Here is a 19,892-nt window from a genome sequence, read left to right as displayed (position 1 = left end):
TCCTTTGGCACGAGACATGCATGGTCTTCTCCATAAAGGCGTATTAACTGATGAGAAGGTGTTCGATGATCTCGCTCACTGGAAACTCAGACCCACCGCGAATACCCGCGTATTGCGCAGGCGACCGCGGCACGGTTATCTCGCGTAAATTCGAACCAGTGCGGCTGATTTGAGTCGCTTCGTGGAGCGATGCCCATGGTCCCAGCTTGATGGATGGACTGCAGGAGCGGTGAAGATGTCATATCTGGTAACTCCGGCGCGCGGAAGCGTCTGCCAACCGGGCGATCAGGACGGGCTACCTGAAGCGCGGTCGATCTCCTCCACCGTCGTTGTCGGCAGTGGTACGCTCGCTATCAGCTGCGTGCAGCTCGCAATCCAGATGGGCCACGTCATTGCTGCAGCATTGTGTGCTGACGGCGTATTCCGCGATTGGGCTGTTCGCTCGAACATCCCGTCCATCGCAAGCGTTGAAGAGCTCGCATCTTTTTTGAAGGATGCGCCGGTAGATTTGATCTTCTCAGTCGCCAATCCATTCATATTGCCAGCGGATCTATTGGAGGGGGTTCGTCGAGGTGCTTTTAATTACCACGAAGGTCCATTGCCACGATATGCGGGAGTGCACGTCACGTCCTGGGCGCTGCTGGCGCAAGAGACCGAATATGCCATCACGTGGCATTGGATCGATGACGGTGTTGATAGCGGTGACGTCGTGGTTCAGCGCCAGGTTTTGATTGCGCCCACCGATACGGCACTGACCCTGAATCTTAAATGCAATGAAGCCGCGATCGAGGGCTTCCGCGAGCTCTTAACTGGCGTCAAGAACGGGAACCTTTTGGCCTATCCGCAGGCAGTGCTGGACAGAAGCTACTTTCCGAGACATCGACGCCCCGATTCCGCAGGCTGTCTGCGATGGGATCAATCCGCGCAAGAGATATCGGCGATGACACGAGCCCTAAGCTTTGCGCCACATCAACTAAATCCAATGTGTCTGCCCAAAGCTCTCCTAGGCGATCAGGCTGTCAAAGTCAGCAACGTGGACGTGTTGGCCCGAAGCTCGAGTAGTCCAGCGGGATCCCTGCTCGAAGTCCACTCGAGCCATTGGCGTGTAGCGACGGGCACCGAGGATGTCGATGTTTGCTTTGGCGAACTCGATGGGCAGATGCTGGACGCGCGAGCCCTCGCCAGACACTTCAAGGTGGATGAAGGAAGTCGCCTTCCGATCTTGAGCGACGAACAGGCGCGGAGCATAACTGTCATCCATGAATTGCTGGCGCCGCTGGAGGATTTTTGGCGGCAGCGGCTCGAACAGTTTAGAACATTGGATCCTCCTTTCCTGTCATCGTCCGTGGCTGCGGCGCCGCCCGGATGGCAGTCGAGTTCGTGGTTCAGTCCAAGTGCTTTGGCTAAACTGTCCCCACTCGATCGCTCGGAATATCTGGCAACGGCTTGGCTGATCTATCTCGCCCGCATCACGGGAGAAACAGAGCTTCAACTGGGCTGGACGCCTGCATTGTATGAACCGCAAACTGGGTCCAAAGCGATGGAGGTGTTGATCTCCTCTGTCGTTCCGATGGAAGTGACCATTGAGCTTGCTAGTGATTTTGAAGAGGTGCTCAAAACCGTAGCTGCCGAATTCGCTCAGTTGAGGGCGCACGGTAGCTTTGCCCGGGATATTATCGCGCGTTGTCCGGTCTTGCGAGGTGTGGAGGCGCTGCGCTCGCACCGCCCCTGGCCGATTGGCATCACTCTCACGACAGAGAGCTCTTCGGTGGCTGGCGATCTGATGGCGAGTCACGGAACTGGCCGGGCCCTATGCGGCGATTTGCTGACCTTTGAAGTTTGCGCTCTCGATGGGCGCTTCCGCTGGCATTTTGATGCCAGTCGATTAGCGCCGAGGCAGATCGGCCGAATGACACAGCATTTGCAGACTTTGTTAAATGGTGTGATGGCCGATGCGGGGAAGCCGGTCGGCCGCATAAACATTCTCCCGGACGACGAACGCACGTATCTACTGGAGGATCTGAACCGGACGGAAGCGGCGTATCCGTCGGAGTGGTGCATCCATGAGCTGTTCGAGGCGCAGGCGCAGAAGGCGCCGGAGGCGGTGGCGGTGGTCCATGAGAACGAGAGACTGAGCTATGGTGAACTCAACTCGCGGGCCAACCGGCTAGCGCATCATCTGATCTTCCTCGGCGTCAAGCCGGACCAGCTGGTGGCGATCTGCTTGGAACGCGGCCTGGCAATGGTGGTTGGTGTTTTGGCGATCCTGAAGGCGGGGGCGGCCTATTTGCCGCTCGATGCGGCTTATCCGTCGGTGCGCCTGCGGAAGATAGTCGACGATGCCGCGCCGCAACTGCTGCTTTGCGATGCCGCCGGTCGAACCGCATTGGGCGCCGAGACTGTGGCCGATGTCAGCGTTGTCGATCTAGATAGTGCCACCCCGGTCTGGGGCGAGCGGCCGCCTTCGGACCCAGAGCCGCGCACGCTTGGCCTCACATCGCGCCATCTCGCCTATGTCATCTACACCTCCGGTTCAACCGGAGCGCCAAAGGGTGTAGAAATGTCCCACGGCGCGCTTGTGAATTCGCTCGCGGGGGTTGGCACGTCAAAACGATGCACACTTCAATTCGCTACTCTGAACTTCGATGTGTCCTGTCAGGAAATGTTCATTTGTTGGAAGGACGGTGGACTGCTCGTACTTGTGCGGGAAGCGACCCGCAGGCACTTCTCCGACTTGCTCGAATTCATGGAAAGGGAGGCGATCGAGCGACTTTTCCTCCCATTCGTAGCATTGAACCATTTTGCGGAGGTCTCGGGCGCGCAGCAAGTAAAACTGCCCTCTTTAAGGGAGATTTATACAGCGGGTGAGCAACTTCAGTCCACTCCACTGCTTAGGACCTTCTTCGAAGCGCATCCAAAGGCGAGATTGATCAATCAATACGGGTCCACAGAAATCAGTGTCGTTGCCGAGCACCACCTTGCAGCCGACCCCTCATGTTGGCCCCAGTTGCCCCCCGTCGGCCGTCCGATTTGGAACACGCGGGTTTATCTGCTGGACCGTCATGGCGCGCCGGTGCCGTTTGGTGCGGTGGGCGAGCTTTATATTGGCGGGGCGGGGGTCGCGCGGGGCTATCTGAACCGCCCCGAGCTGACTGCCGAGCGGTTCATCGCCAGTCCCTTTGTGGAGGGCGATCGGCTGTACCGCACGGGGGACCTGGGGCGGTACCTGCCGGACGGCAATCTGGAGTTCCTGGGCCGCAATGACGACCAGGTCAAGATCCGGGGCTACCGCATCGAGCCGGGCGAGATCGCGGCGCGGCTTGGCGAGCACGCCTTTGTGCGCGAGGCGGTGGTGGTGGCGCGACAGAACCGCGCCGGCGACAGGCATCTTATCGCCTATGTGGTGTGTGCGCCCGAAGCTCGATCGGATGAGCTGGATGGCCCTGAGCTTGCCAACACGTTGCGCGCGCACCTGAGTACGCGGCTGCCGGACTACATGGTGCCGTCGGCGTTCATGCGGCTATCGGAGTTGCCGCTGACGGTGAACGGCAAGCTCGACCGCAAGGCACTGCCGGCGCCGGCTGACGATGCCTATGCGCGGTCGGCCTATGAGGCGCCGCAGGGCGCAGTCGAAACGGCGCTGGCAGAGATCTGGGCCGAGCTTCTAGGGCTGGAGCGGGTCGGACGCCACGACAACTTCTTCGAACTCGGCGGCCACTCGCTCCTCGCGGTACAGGTGTCGAGCCGGCTGTCGCAGGCTGTTGGGGTCGAACTGCCGCTGTCGACGCTGTTCGCCAGGCCGGTGCTGGGCGATCTTGCGGCAAGGATCGTCGAGGTATTGAGCCGCTCCGCCCCCCAACACCTGCCGGCGATTGTGGCCGTATCGCGTCACGAGCCGCTTGAGTTGTCGTTTGCGCAGCAGCGATTGTGGTTTCTGGCACAGCTGGACGAAGGCAGCACGCACTATCACGTTCCGCTAGCCTTGCGGCTGCGCGGGGTGCTCGACCGCAGCGCCTGGCAGCGCAGCCTTGACCGTTTGTTTGCGCGTCACGAGGCGCTGCGCAGTGTCTTTGTCGCGCCGCAGGCCAAGCCACGGGTTGAGATCCTGCCGCCGGATGCGGGACTGCCGGTGTCTGAGCACGATCTACGGCAGAGGGCGGATACGGAAGCGGCACTTTCGGATCTGTGCCATGAAGAGGAACGCACGCCGTTTGATCTTGCGCGCGGGCCGCTGATCCGCGGGCGTCTGGTGCGGATGTCGGATGAGGAACACGTCTTCCTGCTGACCCAGCATCACATCATCTCGGACGGCTGGTCGATGGGCGTGTTGGTGCGTGAACTCAGTCAGCTTTATCGGGCGTTCGAGGGTGGACAGGACGATCCTTTGCCGCCGCTGGCGGTCCAGTATCCGGATTATGCCGCCTGGCAACGCCAATGGCTGTCGGGGGAACGGCTGCAGAAGCAGGCGCAGTACTGGCGCAAGGCCCTTTCAGGCGCGCCGTCCATGCTCGCGTTGCCGACGGACCGTGCGCGGCCAGCCCAGCAGTCGTTTGCCGGAGCCAGTGTTCCTGTTGTCATCGATGTGGATCTGACGCGGGACTTGAAGCGGCGGAGCCGGCAGCATGGCACGACGTTGTTCATGACGGTGCTGGCGGCATGGGCTGCGGTGCTGTCCCGGCTGTCGGGGCAGGACGACCTTGTGATCGGGGTGCCGAGTGCCAATCGGGGTCGCCGGGAGATCGAAGAGTTGATCGGCTTCTTCGTCAACACCTTGGCGCTCCGGGTGGACCTGTCGGGCGGGCCGGACGTGGCGACGCTTCTGGAGCGGACGCGGCGCACGACGCTGGCTGCGCAGGAGCATCAGGACCTGCCGTTCGAGCAGGTGGTGGAGATCGTGCGGCCGCCCCGGGCGCTTGACCACACGCCATTGTTCCAGGTGATGTTGGCTTGGGAGAACCACGCAGGTCCGTCGTTCGACTTTCCCGGGCTGAGTGTGGAGGCTGCCGACGGGCTCGATCAGGTCAAGTTCGATCTGGAGCTGAGCCTTAGCGAGCATGGCGAGGAGATCGCTGGAACACTGAACTATGCCACGGCACTTTTTGATCAGGCGACGATCGAGCGGCAGCGTGGTTATCTGCTGGCGCTGCTGCGGGCGATGGTTGCGGACGTGGGGCAGCCGGTGGAGCGCATCGACATCCTGCCGGCGGCGGAGCGCAACTATCTGCTGGAGGAACTGAACCGGACGGCAGCGGCGTATCCGTCGGAGCGGTGCATCCATGAGCTGTTCGAGGCGCAGGTGCAAAAGGCGCCGGAGGCGACGGCGGTGGTGCATGAGAACGAGAGACTGAGCTATGGGGAGCTCAACGCGCGGGCCAACCGGCTGGCCCATCATCTGGTCGCACTCGGAGTCAGGCCGGGAGATAGCATTGCGACAGTGCTTGACCGCTCCGTCGCTCTTGTGGTGGCGCAGCTGGCGATCCTGAAGACGGGCGGAGTGTACGTACCAATCGACCGCGGCCTTCCCTCTGCGCGACAGGAATGGCTGATGGCTGACTGTGCTGCCCGCCTGGTGCTTGGCCAGATTGACGGTGACAATCTGGTTGAGGCGACGATACCAGTTCTGGCTATTGAGCCGCTCATAGTTGGAACGGGATGTAGTTCCGATCCCGGCCTGGCGTTGACCGCTGACGCTGCCGCATACGTAAAGTACACCTCCGGCTCAACCGGCCGTCCCAAAGGAGTTCTTGTCCCTCATCGCGCTGTCAACCGGCTCGTGATCAACAATGCATATGCGAAGATCGAGGCGGGCGATCGTGTGGCATGGGCCAGCAATCCCGCCTTCGACGCAAGCACATTCGAAGTGTGGGCGCCGCTACTTAACGGTGGTTGCATTGTTGCAATGCAAGCTGTCGCAGATCCTTCCAGCTTTGCCCGGGCGCTTAAACAGCACCGGGTGACGTCACTTTTTCTAACAACAGCATTATTCAATCAATTTACATCATCGATTGCTCCCACGTTAGCCCAACTTAAGTACCTCCTCTGTGGAGGGGAGCCCAATGATCTCCGCTCATTTCTGAGATTGCTGAAAGAAGAAGGCCCCGTACGTCTCGTTCACTGTTACGGGCCGACCGAGACGACGACCTTCGCGACAGTCTGGAATTGTCCGGCTGATTTTAATGGATCAGTGGTCCCGATCGGCCGTCCGATTTCGAACACGCGGGTTTATCTGCTGGACCGTCATGGCGCGCCGGTGCCGTTTGGTGCGGTGGGCGAGCTTTATATTGGCGGGGCGGGGGTCGCGCGGGGCTATCTGAACCGCCCCGAGCTGACTGCCGAGCGGTTCATCGCCAGTCCCTTTGTGGAGGGCGATCGGCTGTACCGCACGGGGGACCTGGGGCGGTACCTGCCGGACGGCAATCTGGAGTTCCTGGGCCGCAATGACGACCAGGTCAAGATCCGGGGCTACCGCATCGAGCCGGGCGAGATCGCGGCGCGGCTTGGCGAGCACGCCTTTGTGCGCGAGGCGGTGGTGGTGGCGCGACAGAACCGCGCCGGCGACAGGCATCTTATCGCCTATGTGGTGTGTGCGCCCGAAGCTCGATCGGATGAGCTGGATGGCCCTGAGCTTGCCAACACGTTGCGCGCGCACCTGAGTACGCGGCTGCCGGACTACATGGTGCCGTCGGCGTTCATGCGGCTATCGGAGTTGCCGCTGACGGTGAACGGCAAGCTCGACCGCAAGGCACTGCCGGCGCCGGCTGACGATGCCTATGCGCGGTCGGCCTATGAGGCGCCGCAGGGCGCAGTCGAAACGGCGCTGGCAGAGATCTGGGCCGAGCTTCTAGGGCTGGAGCGGGTCGGACGCCACGACAACTTCTTCGAACTCGGCGGCCACTCGCTCCTCGCGGTACAGGTGTCGAGCCGGCTGTCGCAGGCTGTTGGGGTCGAACTGCCGCTGTCGACGCTGTTCGCCAGGCCGGTGCTGGGCGATCTTGCGGCAAGGATCGTCGAGGTATTGAGCCGCTCCGCCCCCCAACACCTGCCGGCGATTGTGGCCGTATCGCGTCACGAGCCGCTTGAGTTGTCGTTTGCGCAGCAGCGATTGTGGTTTCTGGCACAGCTGGACGAAGGCAGCACGCACTATCACGTTCCGCTAGCCTTGCGGCTGCGCGGGGTGCTCGACCGCAGCGCCTGGCAGCGCAGCCTTGACCGTTTGTTTGCGCGTCACGAGGCGCTGCGCAGTGTCTTTGTCGCGCCGCAGGCCAAGCCACGGGTTGAGATCCTGCCGCCGGATGCGGGACTGCCGGTGTCTGAGCACGATCTACGGCAGAGGGCGGATACGGAAGCGGCACTTTCGGATCTGTGCCATGAAGAGGAACGCACGCCGTTTGATCTTGCGCGCGGGCCGCTGATCCGCGGGCGTCTGGTGCGGATGTCGGATGAGGAACACGTCTTCCTGCTGACCCAGCATCACATCATCTCGGACGGCTGGTCGATGGGCGTGTTGGTGCGTGAACTCAGTCAGCTTTATCGGGCGTTCGAGGGTGGACAGGACGATCCTTTGCCGCCGCTGGCGGTCCAGTATCCGGATTATGCCGCCTGGCAACGCCAATGGCTGTCGGGGGAACGGCTGCAGAAGCAGGCGCAGTACTGGCGCAAGGCCCTTTCAGGCGCGCCGTCCATGCTCGCGTTGCCGACGGACCGTGCGCGGCCAGCCCAGCAGTCGTTTGCCGGAGCCAGTGTTCCTGTTGTCATCGATGTGGATCTGACGCGGGACTTGAAGCGGCGGAGCCGGCAGCATGGCACGACGTTGTTCATGACGGTGCTGGCGGCATGGGCTGCGGTGCTGTCCCGGCTGTCGGGGCAGGACGACCTTGTGATCGGGGTGCCGAGTGCCAATCGGGGTCGCCGGGAGATCGAAGAGTTGATCGGCTTCTTCGTCAACACCTTGGCGCTCCGGGTGGACCTGTCGGGCGGGCCGGACGTGGCGACGCTTCTGGAGCGGACGCGGCGCACGACGCTGGCTGCGCAGGAGCATCAGGACCTGCCGTTCGAGCAGGTGGTGGAGATCGTGCGGCCGCCCCGGGCGCTTGACCACACGCCATTGTTCCAGGTGATGTTGGCTTGGGAGAACCACGCAGGTCCGTCGTTCGACTTTCCCGGGCTGAGTGTGGAGGCTGCCGACGGGCTCGATCAGGTCAAGTTCGATCTGGAGCTGAGCCTTAGCGAGCATGGCGAGGAGATCGCTGGAACACTGAACTATGCCACGGCACTTTTTGATCAGGCGACGATCGAGCGGCAGCGTGGTTATCTGCTGGCGCTGCTGCGGGCGATGGTTGCGGACGTGGGGCAGCCGGTGGAGCGCATCGACATCCTGCCGGCGGCGGAGCGCAACTATCTGCTGGAGGAACTGAACCGGACGGCAGCGGCGTATCCGTCGGAGCGGTGCATCCATGAGCTGTTCGAGGCGCAGGTGCAAAAGGCGCCGGAGGCGACGGCGGTGGTGCATGAGAACGAGAGACTGAGCTATGGGGAGCTCAACGCGCGGGCCAACCGGCTGGCCCATCATCTGGTCGCACTCGGAGTCAGGCCGGATCAGCCGGTGGCGATCTGCGTGAAGCGCAGCCCGGCGATGGTGGTGGGGCTCTTGGCAATCCTGAAAGCGGGCGGCGCCTATCTACCGCTGGATCCGGCCTATCCGTCTCAGCGGCTGCGCCAGGTGCTGGGCGATGCCGCTCCGCAGCTGCTGCTTTGCGATGTGGCCGGCCGCGCCGCACTTGGCCCCGAGGTGGTGACTGATGTGATAGCGGTCGATCTGGAGACGGCCACGCCGGAGTGGGCGAACCTGCCGTTCTCCGATCCGGACCCGCGTGCGCTCGGCCTGACCTCGCGCCATCTGGCCTATGTGATCTATACCTCAGGCTCAACCGGCACGCCCAAGGGAGCACAGAGTGAGCATCGGGCTATCGTTAATCGCCTGATCTGGATGCAAAAGGCCTATGCACTCAATACGGCTGATGTCGTCTTGCAGAAGACCCCGTTTAGCTTCGATGTCTCCGCCTGGGAATTGTTCTGGACCTTGCTTGAAGGGGCAACCTTGGTGCTGGCGGTTCCTGGTGTACACAAAGACCCGGATGCGCTTGTAAACCTGATAATCGGCCAACGCATCACCACCGCACACTTTGTACCATCCATGCTGGCCAGCTTCATGGACACGAAGGGCGTTGATCGCTGCACCTCCCTGCAGCGTCTCGTGTGTAGTGGTGAGGCGCTTTCTGCTTCCCTCACGCAGAAGGTTCGGTGCGTATTACCTTGGACCGGTCTGCACAATCTATATGGTCCCACGGAAGCTGCTATTGACGTAACGGCCTGGAATTGTCCGGCTGATTTTAATGGATCAGTGGTCCCGATCGGCCGTCCGATTTCGAACACGCGGGTTTATCTGCTGGACCGTCATGGCGCGCCGGTGCCGTTTGGTGCGGTGGGCGAGCTTTATATTGGCGGGGCGGGGGTCGCGCGGGGCTATCTGAACCGCCCCGAGCTGACTGCCGAGCGGTTCATCGCCAGTCCCTTTGTGGAGGGCGATCGGCTGTACCGCACGGGGGACCTGGGGCGGTACCTGCCGGACGGCAATCTGGAGTTCCTGGGCCGCAATGACGACCAGGTCAAGATCCGGGGCTACCGCATCGAGCCGGGCGAGATCGCGGCGCGGCTTGGCGAGCACGCCTTTGTGCGCGAGGCGGTGGTGGTGGCGCGACAGAACCGCGCCGGCGACAGGCATCTTATCGCCTATGTGGTGTGTGCGCCCGAAGCTCGATCGGATGAGCTGGATGGCCCTGAGCTTGCCAACACGTTGCGCGCGCACCTGAGTACGCGGCTGCCGGACTACATGGTGCCGTCGGCGTTCATGCGGCTATCGGAGTTGCCGCTGACGGTGAACGGCAAGCTCGACCGCAAGGCACTGCCGGCGCCGGCTGACGATGCCTATGCGCGGTCGGCCTATGAGGCGCCGCAGGGCGCAGTCGAAACGGCGCTGGCAGAGATCTGGGCCGAGCTTCTAGGGCTGGAGCGGGTCGGACGCCACGACAACTTCTTCGAGCTCGGCGGCCACTCGCTCCTCGCGGTACAGGTGTCGAGCCGGCTGTCGCAGGCTGCTGGGGTCGAACTGCCGCTGTCGACGCTGTTCGCCAGGCCGGTGCTGGGCGATCTTGCGGCAAGCCTTGGCCGTCCGCATGAGGTGGCGGTGCCTGCCAGCCTGCTCACCGAGCAGAACACGGCGATCACGCCGCAGATGCTGCCGCTGACCGAGCTGGCCCAACCGGAGATCGACCGGATCGTCGCCACGGTGCCTGGTGGCGTCCGCAACATCCAGGACATTTATGCGCTGTCGCCGCTGCAGGAGGGCATCCTTTTCCATCATCTGCTGGCTAGCCGGGGCGATCCCTATCTGCTGGTGTCGCAGATGGCATTTGCCCACCGTAGCTTATTGGAGCGCTATCTTAGTGCAGTTCAGCAAGTGGTGGACCGGCACGACATCCTGCGCACAGCCTTTGTCTGGGAGGGACTGTCGAGCCCGGCCCAGGTGGTGTGGCGTCGTGCCTCGCTGGAGGTGAGCGAGGTGGAGCTGGATGGCTGTGATGGTTCCGGCGCCGATGAGCTCTGGCGCCGATTTGATCCACGCCGGCAGCGCATAAATCTTGACCGGGCACCCTTGTTACGGTTTGTGACCGCGCGCGATCCCGGCAGCGGTAGCTGGCTGCTGCTGGAGCTGCAGCATCATTTGATCGGGGACCACACGACGCTGGAAGTGATGCATGCCGAGGTGCGGGCCATACTAGCAGGGCGGGCCTATGAACTGGCCGCCCCGGTGCCATTTCGTAATCTGGTGGCCCAGGCGCGTCTTGCAGCTGATACCAGGGCGCATGAAGAGTTCTTCCGAGGACTGCTGGCCGACATCGACGAGCCGACCATGCCGTTCGGGCTAAGCGAGGTCTACGGCGACGGCAGCGGCGCCGGAGAGGCGCATTGGATGCTGCCGCAGGCCCTCAACGAGCGGCTGCGCGAACAAGCGCGGCGGCTCGGGGTGAGCTTGGCCAGCCTGTGCCACCTGGCTTGGGGGCAGGTGGTGGCGCGCAGCAGCGGCCGAGAGCAAGTGGTATTCGGCACGGTGCTGTCGGGCCGGTCGTACGCGGGTGCGGGCGCAGACAGGTCAATGGGCCTGTTCATCAACACCCTTCCCGTGCGGCTTGCCTTGGACGAGACCGGGGTTGCGGCGAGCGTGCGCAGCACGCACGCGCAGCTTTCCGAGCTGCTGGCGCACGAGCATGCCTCCCTGGCGCTGGCGCAACGCTACAGCGGCGTTGCGGCGCCGGCGCCGCTGTTCAGTGCGCTGTTGAACTATCGCCATAACAGGCCGGCGGCCACGCCCGGCTCCGGAATGGATGATGTCCTGTCGGGCGTGGCATGGCTCGGCGGCGAGGAGCGCACCAACTATCCCGTGAGCCTGTCGGTCGAGGATTATGGCGAAGCGCTCGGCCTAACGGCGCAGTTGGCGAAGCCTGTCTCTGCGGATCGGGTCTGCGGCTATATGCAGCGGGCGCTCGAGCAACTCGCGGAGGCGCTGGAGCATGCCCCCACGACGCCGGTGCGAGAGCTCGATATCCTGCCGGCGGCGGAGCGCAACTATCTGTTGGAGGAGCTGAACCGGACGGCAGCGGCGTATCCGTCGGAGCGGTGCATCCATGAGCTGTTCGAGGCGCAGGTGCAAAAGGCGCCGGAGGCGACGGCGGTGGTGCATGAGAACGAGAGACTGAGCTATGGGGAGCTCAACGCGCGGGCCAACCGGCTGGCCCATCATCTGGTCGCACTCGGAGTCAGGCCGGATCAGCCGGTGGCGATCTGCGTGAAGCGCAGCCCGGCGATGGTGGTGGGGCTCTTGGCAATCCTGAAAGCGGGCGGCGCCTATCTACCGCTGGATCCGGCCTATCCGTCTCAGCGGCTGCGCCAGGTGCTGGGCGATGCCGCTCCGCAGCTGCTGCTTTGCGATGTGGCCGGCCGCGCCGCACTTGGCCCCGAGGTGGTGACTGATGTGATAGCGGTCGATCTGGAGACGGCCACGCCGGAGTGGGCGAACCTGCCGTTCTCCGATCCGGACCCGCGCGCGCTCGGCCTGACCTCGCGCCATCTGGCCTATGTGATCTACACCTCAGGCTCAACCGGAAACCCGAAAGGCGTCATGGTCCAGCATCGGGGGCTGGTCAATCTGGTGTTGGCACAGGTCGGTCTTTTTGGCGCTTCTTCCACCAGCCGAGTGGCGCAGTTTGCATCCATTGGGTTTGATGCAAGCGCTTGGGAGCTTCTTATGGCGTTTGGCTCTGGAGCCGCATTGCACTTGCCTGCGGACGAGATACGTCAAGCGAATAACAAGCTATCGGATTATCTTCGAAGCGAACACATCACGCATGCGACGTTACCCCCAGCATTGCTGCAGACAAGCAAGAATCTGGAATATTTGGCTTCGCAAGTTCTCATTCTTGCTGGAGAGCTTCCGAAAGCTGAACTCATCCAAAGTCTGGTCCCGGCATCAATTGTCAACGCTTATGGCCCGACCGAAACAACAGTCTGCGCGACAGTCTGGAATTGTCCGGCTGATTTTAATGGATCAGTGGTCCCGATCGGCCGTCCGATTTCGAACACGCGGGTTTATCTGCTGGACCGTCATGGCGCGCCGGTGCCGTTTGGTGCGGTGGGCGAGCTTTATATTGGCGGGGCGGGGGTCGCGCGGGGCTATCTGAACCGCCCCGAGCTGACTGCCGAGCGGTTCATCGCCAGTCCCTTTGTGGAGGGCGATCGGCTGTACCGCACGGGGGACCTGGGGCGGTACCTGCCGGACGGCAATCTGGAGTTCCTGGGCCGCAATGACGACCAGGTCAAGATCCGGGGCTACCGCATCGAGCCGGGCGAGATCGCGGCGCGGCTTGGCGAGCACGCCTTTGTGCGCGAGGCGGTGGTGGTGGCGCGACAGAACCGCGCCGGCGACAGGCATCTTATCGCCTATGTGGTGTGTGCGCCCGAAGCTCGATCGGATGAGCTGGATGGCCCTGAGCTTGCCAACACGTTGCGCGCGCACCTGAGTACGCGGCTGCCGGACTACATGGTGCCGTCGGCGTTCATGCGGCTATCGGAGTTGCCGCTGACGGTGAACGGCAAGCTCGACCGCAAGGCACTGCCGGCGCCGGCTGACGATGCCTATGCGCGGTCGGCCTATGAGGCGCCGCAGGGCGCAGTCGAAACGGCGCTGGCAGAGATCTGGGCCGAGCTTCTAGGGCTGGAGCGGGTCGGACGCCACGACAACTTCTTCGAGCTCGGCGGCCACTCGCTCCTCGCGGTACAACTGCTCAGTCGCGCAGTCGATCTCGGGCTCAAGTTCAGCGCCGCCGACCTCTTCCAAGCCCCCCTTCTGAAGGAAGTTGCATCGAAAGTTCGTTTGGCACCACAGCCCAGCTGTGTGAGAGCGATTTGTGTCCGAGAAATCGGATCGCGGCCAACGGTGTTCTTTGTTCCTACAGGTTTGGGCGATTGCTCTTATGTCCCCAGTTTGGTGCACGAAATGGGTGCCGACTGCTCTGTCTACGCTTTGCCATGGCCGCAATTCAGTGCATTTCAATTTCCAAGTCTTCAGGAGATCGCCTCGCAAGCGAGCTTGGCGATTCGCGAGATCCAACCGCGAGGTCCATATCGGTTGTCTGGATATTCGTCAGGAGGAAACTTGGCTTATGCAATTGCGCAGCAGCTACTAAACCTCAACGAAACTGTTTCCTTCATCGGCCTCATTGACGTTGTGTTATTTGCAGATCTATCAAGGACATCACCCACCCAAATGATAAAAGAAGTAGTGTTGGAGTCTCTCGAATTGAATGACGAGAAGTTCGAAATCCTCAACCGCTTCGCTGGACAAAGTTCAATTTCCCGACTGCTTGAAAAGGCTCAGAAAATTGGGGCGATCCCGCTGGATCGTGATCTCCGCAATGACATTGTGACATATGAAAAGGCCACTCAGTTCCGACGGGCGCTGGGCTGCTATCAAGTTCCGTCCCTTCCAGTTGAGATACACCAATTCTATGCGGCCCGGCCTTTTAGCAGTCGGACTCGTTCTCGAATAACTCCACTAGCTCCAGAAGCAATTTCGCCTTTGCGGGGTTGGGACCGGATTTTAAGTGCGGAGGCCATTCATGCCGTGCCAATTCCAGGCGACCACGTGACTATGATGAATGTCCGGGAGAACCGCGAAGTTTTGGGTCGAGCGATCTCAACGGCCTTACAGGCGTTAACAAAATGAGTTCTCCAGTTTTCGCCAACAGATGATGCAGCAGGTGCATAGCGTCAAGCAGCACGGCCGGTTTACCGACAATCATTTTGGCCGGGTCGACCGGGGTGATTGTCGGTCGTTATCCGCCAGTGAATGTCGTCGAGCTCGATTGCGACGATTTCTCCGGCACGTAAGCCGAGCCGCGCCAACAACAGCAGGATTGCATAGTCACGGCGCCCAGTCGGAGTCGACCGGTCTGCAGACGCAATGACTTCTTGCTGCTCAGGCGTGAGGAACGTCGGCACAGTCGACTGTTGTCACTGACCGGCATATTCGAGCCATTCCGGGATCGGCGTAATCGAGCCACCGGATGATCGCCGCAATCGAGCCAGTGCATGATCGGCGCAATCGGGCCACTCGATGATCGGCGTATTAGAGCCACCGCAGGATCGGCGTAATCGAGCCACGTAGCGGGCTCAGTGTTCTGTCGGGCGGCAGCCCGAAACGCATTTCGAATTTCCACAACCCGGTACCTTCAGGCTTTTTGCCCGGAGGGCCGATGAGTCGAAGGAGGTTCGAAGTGTTTGAGTATCGACAGGTTCTGGCGCGCATGCGTCAGGGCGATTCCGACCGTGACATTGCCAGCGCACGCCTGATGGGGCGTGGGAAGCTGAAGACCGTCAGGCAGGTCGCGCTCGCTCGGGGCTGGCTCGATCCCGGTCGGCCCTTGCCGGACGACGCCGAACTGGCAGCGATCTTCGGACGCAATCCGAAGCTGCCGCGTAGCTGCGTCTCCACGATTGAACCGTTTCGCGATCTGGTGCGCGGCTGGTATGACGCCGACGTGCAGGGCACGACGATCTTCAACGCGCTTCAGCGCAACCACGGCTATACGGGCAGCTATTCGGCAGTGCGGCGCTTCCTGCTGCACCTGAAGGCCGAGCGCGGCGCGAGAGCGACGACGATCCTGGAGTTCGCACCGGCCGAGGCCGCACAGGTCGACTTCGGCGCCGGTCCGGTGCTCACGCATGAGTCCGGGGTTCTGCTCAAGACATGGTTCTTCGTGATGACGCTGTGCTGGTCGCGTCATCAATACGCCGAGGTCGTGCTGGATCAGACGGTCGAGACGTGGCTGGCCTGTCACCGGCGCGCCTTCGAATGGTTCGGTGGCCGCGTCGAACGCGTGATCATCGACAACGCCAAGTGCGCGATCACAAAGGCGTGCATGTACGACCCCGAGGTACAGCGCTCGTACGCCGCGCTGGCCGAGGGGTACGGCTTCCGGATCGATGCATGCCCTCCACACGATCCTGCGAAGAAGGGCGTCGTTGAGGCCGGAGTCAAATACATCAAACGATCCTTCGTGCCGCTGCGCGAATTCCGCGATCTCGCCGACGCCAACCGTCAATTGCGCGACTGGGTGATGCAGCAGGCCGGCACGCGCGAGCACGGCACGACGCGCGAGCAGCCGCTTGCACGTTTCGCCATCGAGAAGCCACTGCTCGCCAGACTGCCCGATGTGCCGCCAGTGCTGGCCGTATGGTGCGAGGTCAAGGTCCATACCGACGGGCACGTCGTCTACAAGAAGGCACTGTATTCGGTGCCGTTCACGCTCGTTGGCAAGCAGCTGTGGCTGAAGGCGACCGACACGGTCGTGCAGGTGTTCCACCGCCATGAGCTCGTCGCGACCCATCCGCGCCTGCGCAAGCCCGGCGATCGCCACACGGTGCGTGACCACCAGCCGCCTGAAGCGCAAGCGTGGCTCGAGCACGATCCACAGTGGTGCCTGGCGCGGGCAAAGGATATCGGGCCAGCCTGCCACGCGCTCGTTCTCGCGATGTTCAACGACAAGGTGCTCGTCAACCTGCGCGGCGCGCAGGGCGTCTTGAGGCTTCGCGAGAAGGTCGGCGATCAACGGCTGGAGGCTGCGTGCGAGCGTGCGCTCGTGTTCGCCAGCCCCAAGTACCGCACTGTCAAGGCGATCCTCGACAAGGGGCTGGACAGCCAGCCCACCGCAGCACCAGCGCCGACGCCGGCGCCTGCCGACACCTATCTGAACGGCGGCCGCTTCGGCCGTGACCTCCATTCCCTTCTGATCCATTGAACGCCTATGCATCCCAGTCCAGAACTGAACACGATCCTCAAGCAGTTGCGCCTCTCGGGCATCCTCGACTCGCTCGAGCAACGCAACCGTCAAGCCATCGACGGGCAACTTGCCTACACGGAGTTCCTCGCCACGCTTCTGCACGACGAGGTCGCGCGGCGAGAGCAGAAGAAGCTCGGCGTGCGGCTCGCCCGCGCTGGCTTCTCCCTAGGCAAGACGCTCGAGAACTTCGACTTCGACCGCGTGCCCAAACTCAACCGCGCTCACATCTATGATCTCGCCGCCGGCCGCTATATCGACGAGAAGGTCTGCGTGCTGATGGTCGGCCAAACCGGCGTCGGCAAGTCGCATCTCGCGCAGGCCCTGGGCCACTGCGCCGCACGCCAGGGCCGCGATGTCCTGTTCATCACGCAAACCGAATTGCTCAAGAAGCTGCATGCAGCACGGGCGACTGAGCTCTATGAACGCAAGTTGCAGCAGTTCGTGCGCGTTCCGGTGCTGATCGTCGATGACTTTGCACTCAAACCCCTGCGTGCGCCCCACGACGAAGACTTCCACGACCTGATCGCCGCCAGGTATGAGCGCGCGGCAACTATCCTGACGTCGAATCTCGACTTCAGCGAATGGGGCGACGCATTCCCCGACAACCGCATCCTCGGTGCTGCCACGCTCGATCGGCTACGGCACGGCGCCTACCGTGTCGTCATTGAGGGTGAGAGCTTCCGCAAGCCGAAACCGATGCCCGAAAACGGCGAAAACGTGGTTGCAAAATCAGGCAAAAAAACGCATTCTTGAGTCCCTTCGAAATCGCGTTTCGGGGCCATTCCAGGTGGCCTCATTACGCCGATCATCCCCGGCTCGATTACGCCGATCCGTGACAACTGTCGCCACTTACGAACCGAGGGCACTGACTCATACAGATCTCGGGTCGTATCGCCGCGCAGAAAGAGGAAATGGCAGAACGAGGTAAGCGGCTCGCGAGGGCCGTTCGATGGAACTCGCGCGCGCGAGGGATGATAGTGATACTGGACCGAAGGGTAATGATCAGAGGGAGGTCGGTGGAGGTGACATGACGGGCAATCTGTCTGCCACATTCCATGGCAGCAGTTCACCGATGCGATTGATCTTGTGATCAGCGATGTGGGTCAGGAGATATTCAAGGTAGCTGAGCGGGTTGATCCCATTGAGCTTGCATGACCCGATCAGGCCGTACATTGCCGCAGCCCTTTCCCCTCCACTGTCGGAGCCTGCGAAGAGGAAGTTCTTCCTCCCCAGGCTTACGCAGCGCAAGGCGTTTTCGGCCAGCGCGTTGCTTATTTCGACGCGACCGTCGTCACAGTACAGAACGAGCGCGTCCCATTGATTGAGTGAATAGTTGATCGCTTTGGTCAGCTCCGACTTTGCTGACAGGGTCGCGCGCTTGTGTGTCATCCATGCATTGATGGCCGCTAACACCGGTATGCTCTTGTGCTGTCGTACCTGCCGCCTCTCGCCCGGCGGTGCGCCGCGAATATGAGCCTCGATTCCGTAAAGTTCGCCAATCAGCGAGCACATGCCTTGTCGCTTCGGTGGGTGTACGCACATGAACATCGTACAGATATCGCCTGGCGTGATCCCAGCATGCCGCTTCACAGATCCTGCCGCCTTCATACAGCTCGTTGAAGCCCCCGTATGCGTCGGCCTGCAGGATGCCCTCAAATCCGGCGAGATGGCTCTGCGGGTGAATGCCTTTGCGGTCGGGCGAGTATGCAAACCAGACCGCCGCCGGCTCCGTTGATCCCGAGCGACTGTCATCGCGAACATAGACCCACAGTCGGCCCGTGCGGGTCTTCCTGTTGCCGGGCGCAAGCACAGGAATTGGCGTGTCGTCCGCATGCAGCTTGAAACTCGCCATCACGTAGCGACGCAGCGCCTCGGTCAGCGGACGACAGAGCTCCTCACACTGACCGACCCAGCGCCCCATGCTGGCGCGATCGAGCGTGACGCCGTCACGCGCAGCAATCTCCGATAGCCGGTACAGCGGTTGATGATCTGCAAACTTCGAAACGAGGATATCTGCCAGCAGGCTCGGATACGCAATGCTGCGCTCGATCGGTAGCACCGGCATTGTGGCGGCTGGGAGAAGTGATGACAGCAGGGGCAGACTGCCTTGCGCCGGATTGTGCGAATCACCTTGAACGCGGCGGCGACACGGGCGAGTTGCTCAGACACGTCTTCGCCAAGTGGTTGCATGGCGTTGCCGCAGTTCGGGCAGCTCGAACCAGTGTCAAGCACGTGCTCTTCGCGCAGCAGATGCGGCGGCAACGCCTCCTTCGGGGCCGTCGTACCGACTGGCGCGCTCGTACCCGACGCGCGGGCACGGCGAACATCGGCGGCACCACGCCCACCCGTCAGATCCTCCAGTTCGGTTTCGAGCCGCTCGATCTGCCGGTCCAACTGCTCGGATTTGCGGCCGAACTGCATCCGCCTGAGCTTGTCGATCTGCGCCTTAAGCTGCTCGATCTCGATATCACGTTCGGCAAGCTGGGCGCGGGCCTCGATCAGCAAGGCCTTGAGCGCATCGACGTCATCCGGCAGTGGGACATCATCGGTCATGCGCCGGAGTTTACGCGTGCGCCAGGCCGTTTACAACACCGATAGCGCCGCCGTTCGACGCGGCTGACGCCAGTCGATGCCTTCGAGCAACATCGACAGTTGTGCATGGGTCAGATGGACCTTGCCACCGTCAGCCTGCGGCCAGATAAAACGCCCTCGTTCGAGCCGCTTCGCAAGGAGCCAAAGCCCGTCCTCTGTGGCCCACAAGATCTTGATCAGGTCGCCGCGCCGCCCGCGAAAAATGAAGACGTTGCCGCCCAGCGGATTCTCCTCGAGCGCGGTCTGCACCTTCGCCGCCAGCCCCTGAAAACCGGCGCGCATGTCGGTGACGCCGGCAGCGATCCAGATGCGAGTGCCAGCCGGCATGCCGATCATCGGGTGAGCTCCCGAATCAGCAGGCGCAGCATATCCGGTGACACGTTGCCGCGAACTCTCAGGCGCGCACGGTCGAACTCGATCTCACAAAGATCCTCTAGAGACCGTACTGTCGTGACTGCCGTCGGTGGCGTATGGCTGGCTGCTTCAGCGACGACATCCACAGACAACAGCGAAGGTGCCTGCTGTGTCGGTTTCGGCGCCGCGCCCTCCGGGAGCGTTGGCAAACCATACTCTCCTGCCAGATAGAGCCGCCGCCATTTGAACAGCAGGTTCGCGTTGATATCGTTGCTGCGGGCGATCAACGCTACCGACGCACCTGGCTCGAACGATTGCTCAACCAGTTGTCGCTTGAATTCGGTCGGAAAGTTCGGCCGTTTATATGCGCTGCCTGCGGAGCGCTCATCCCACGTCTTGTCCACTTTGGTTCCCACCATAAATTTGGTGGATACCAAACTATCCAAAACCTCAATCGCTATGCCAGAACGGCCCTCGTGAGCTTGCAATTAC

The 19,892-nt window shown here is 62.1% G+C and carries 5 protein-coding genes and 2 pseudogenes; 3 read left to right on the top strand and 4 right to left on the bottom strand.

Going from position 1 to position 19,892, the window contains the following annotated elements:
- Positions 1 to 235 precede the first annotated feature (235 nt).
- On the top strand, positions 236 to 14,338 hold the full coding sequence (locus tag QEN71_RS39930; RefSeq protein WP_290468289.1) for a non-ribosomal peptide synthetase: 14,103 nt from the start codon (positions 236 to 238) through the stop codon (positions 14,336 to 14,338).
- A 113-nt stretch (positions 14,339 to 14,451) separates the two neighbouring features.
- Here the strand turns inward: QEN71_RS39930 and QEN71_RS39925 are convergent.
- Positions 14,452 to 14,625: pseudogene (locus QEN71_RS39925) on the bottom strand (integrase); the annotation flags it as partial.
- A 263-nt stretch (positions 14,626 to 14,888) separates the two neighbouring features.
- On the opposite strand from QEN71_RS39925, the gene istA reads away from it, so the two are divergent.
- Both istA and istB read left to right on the top strand, forming a co-directional pair.
- Positions 14,889 to 16,412: an IS21 family transposase gene (istA, locus tag QEN71_RS39920; protein ID WP_201662938.1), complete on the top strand. Its 1,524-nt coding sequence runs from the start codon at positions 14,889 to 14,891 to the stop codon at positions 16,410 to 16,412.
- 6 nt (positions 16,413 to 16,418) lie between these two features.
- Positions 16,419 to 17,207, top strand: a complete 789-nt coding sequence (gene istB, locus QEN71_RS39915) for an IS21-like element helper ATPase IstB (RefSeq protein ID WP_201662941.1) — start codon at positions 16,419 to 16,421, stop codon at positions 17,205 to 17,207.
- A 249-nt stretch (positions 17,208 to 17,456) separates the two neighbouring features.
- On the opposite strand, the pseudogene tnpC reads toward istB, so the two are convergent.
- From tnpC to tnpA, 3 genes and pseudogenes are all read right to left on the bottom strand, one after another.
- A pseudogene (gene tnpC, locus QEN71_RS39910) lies at positions 17,457 to 19,007 on the bottom strand (IS66 family transposase).
- Positions 19,008 to 19,037: 30 nt separating this feature from the next.
- Entirely contained in the window at positions 19,038 to 19,382 is a 345-nt protein-coding gene (tnpB, locus tag QEN71_RS39905) for an IS66 family insertion sequence element accessory protein TnpB (protein ID WP_201662910.1), read from the bottom strand.
- The gene (gene tnpA, locus QEN71_RS39900; protein WP_233472245.1) at positions 19,379 to 19,888 is read right to left on the bottom strand and encodes an IS66-like element accessory protein TnpA; all 510 of its coding nucleotides are present in this window, start codon (positions 19,886 to 19,888) and stop codon (positions 19,379 to 19,381) included. The genes tnpB and tnpA overlap by 4 nt, the downstream gene beginning before the upstream one ends.
- Positions 19,889 to 19,892 lie beyond the last annotated feature (4 nt).

Source organism: Paraburkholderia sabiae (genome assembly GCF_030412785.1).
Classification (GTDB): domain Bacteria; phylum Pseudomonadota; class Gammaproteobacteria; order Burkholderiales; family Burkholderiaceae; genus Paraburkholderia; species Paraburkholderia sabiae.
Note: the sequence above shows the minus strand (reverse complement) of the source record. Positions and strands in the feature narration are given on the sequence as shown.

Excerpts from the sequence above, each read along its gene's own strand:
- QEN71_RS39930 (WP_290468289.1), top strand. The coding sequence starts at position 236 with ATGTCATATCTGGTAACTCCGGCGCGCGGAAGCGTCTGCCAACCGGGC.
- istB (WP_201662941.1), top strand. The coding sequence starts at position 16,419 with ATGCATCCCAGTCCAGAACTGAACACGATCCTCAAGCAGTTGCGCCTC.
- tnpB (WP_201662910.1), bottom strand. The coding sequence starts at position 19,382 with ATGATCGGCATGCCGGCTGGCACTCGCATCTGGATCGCTGCCGGCGTC.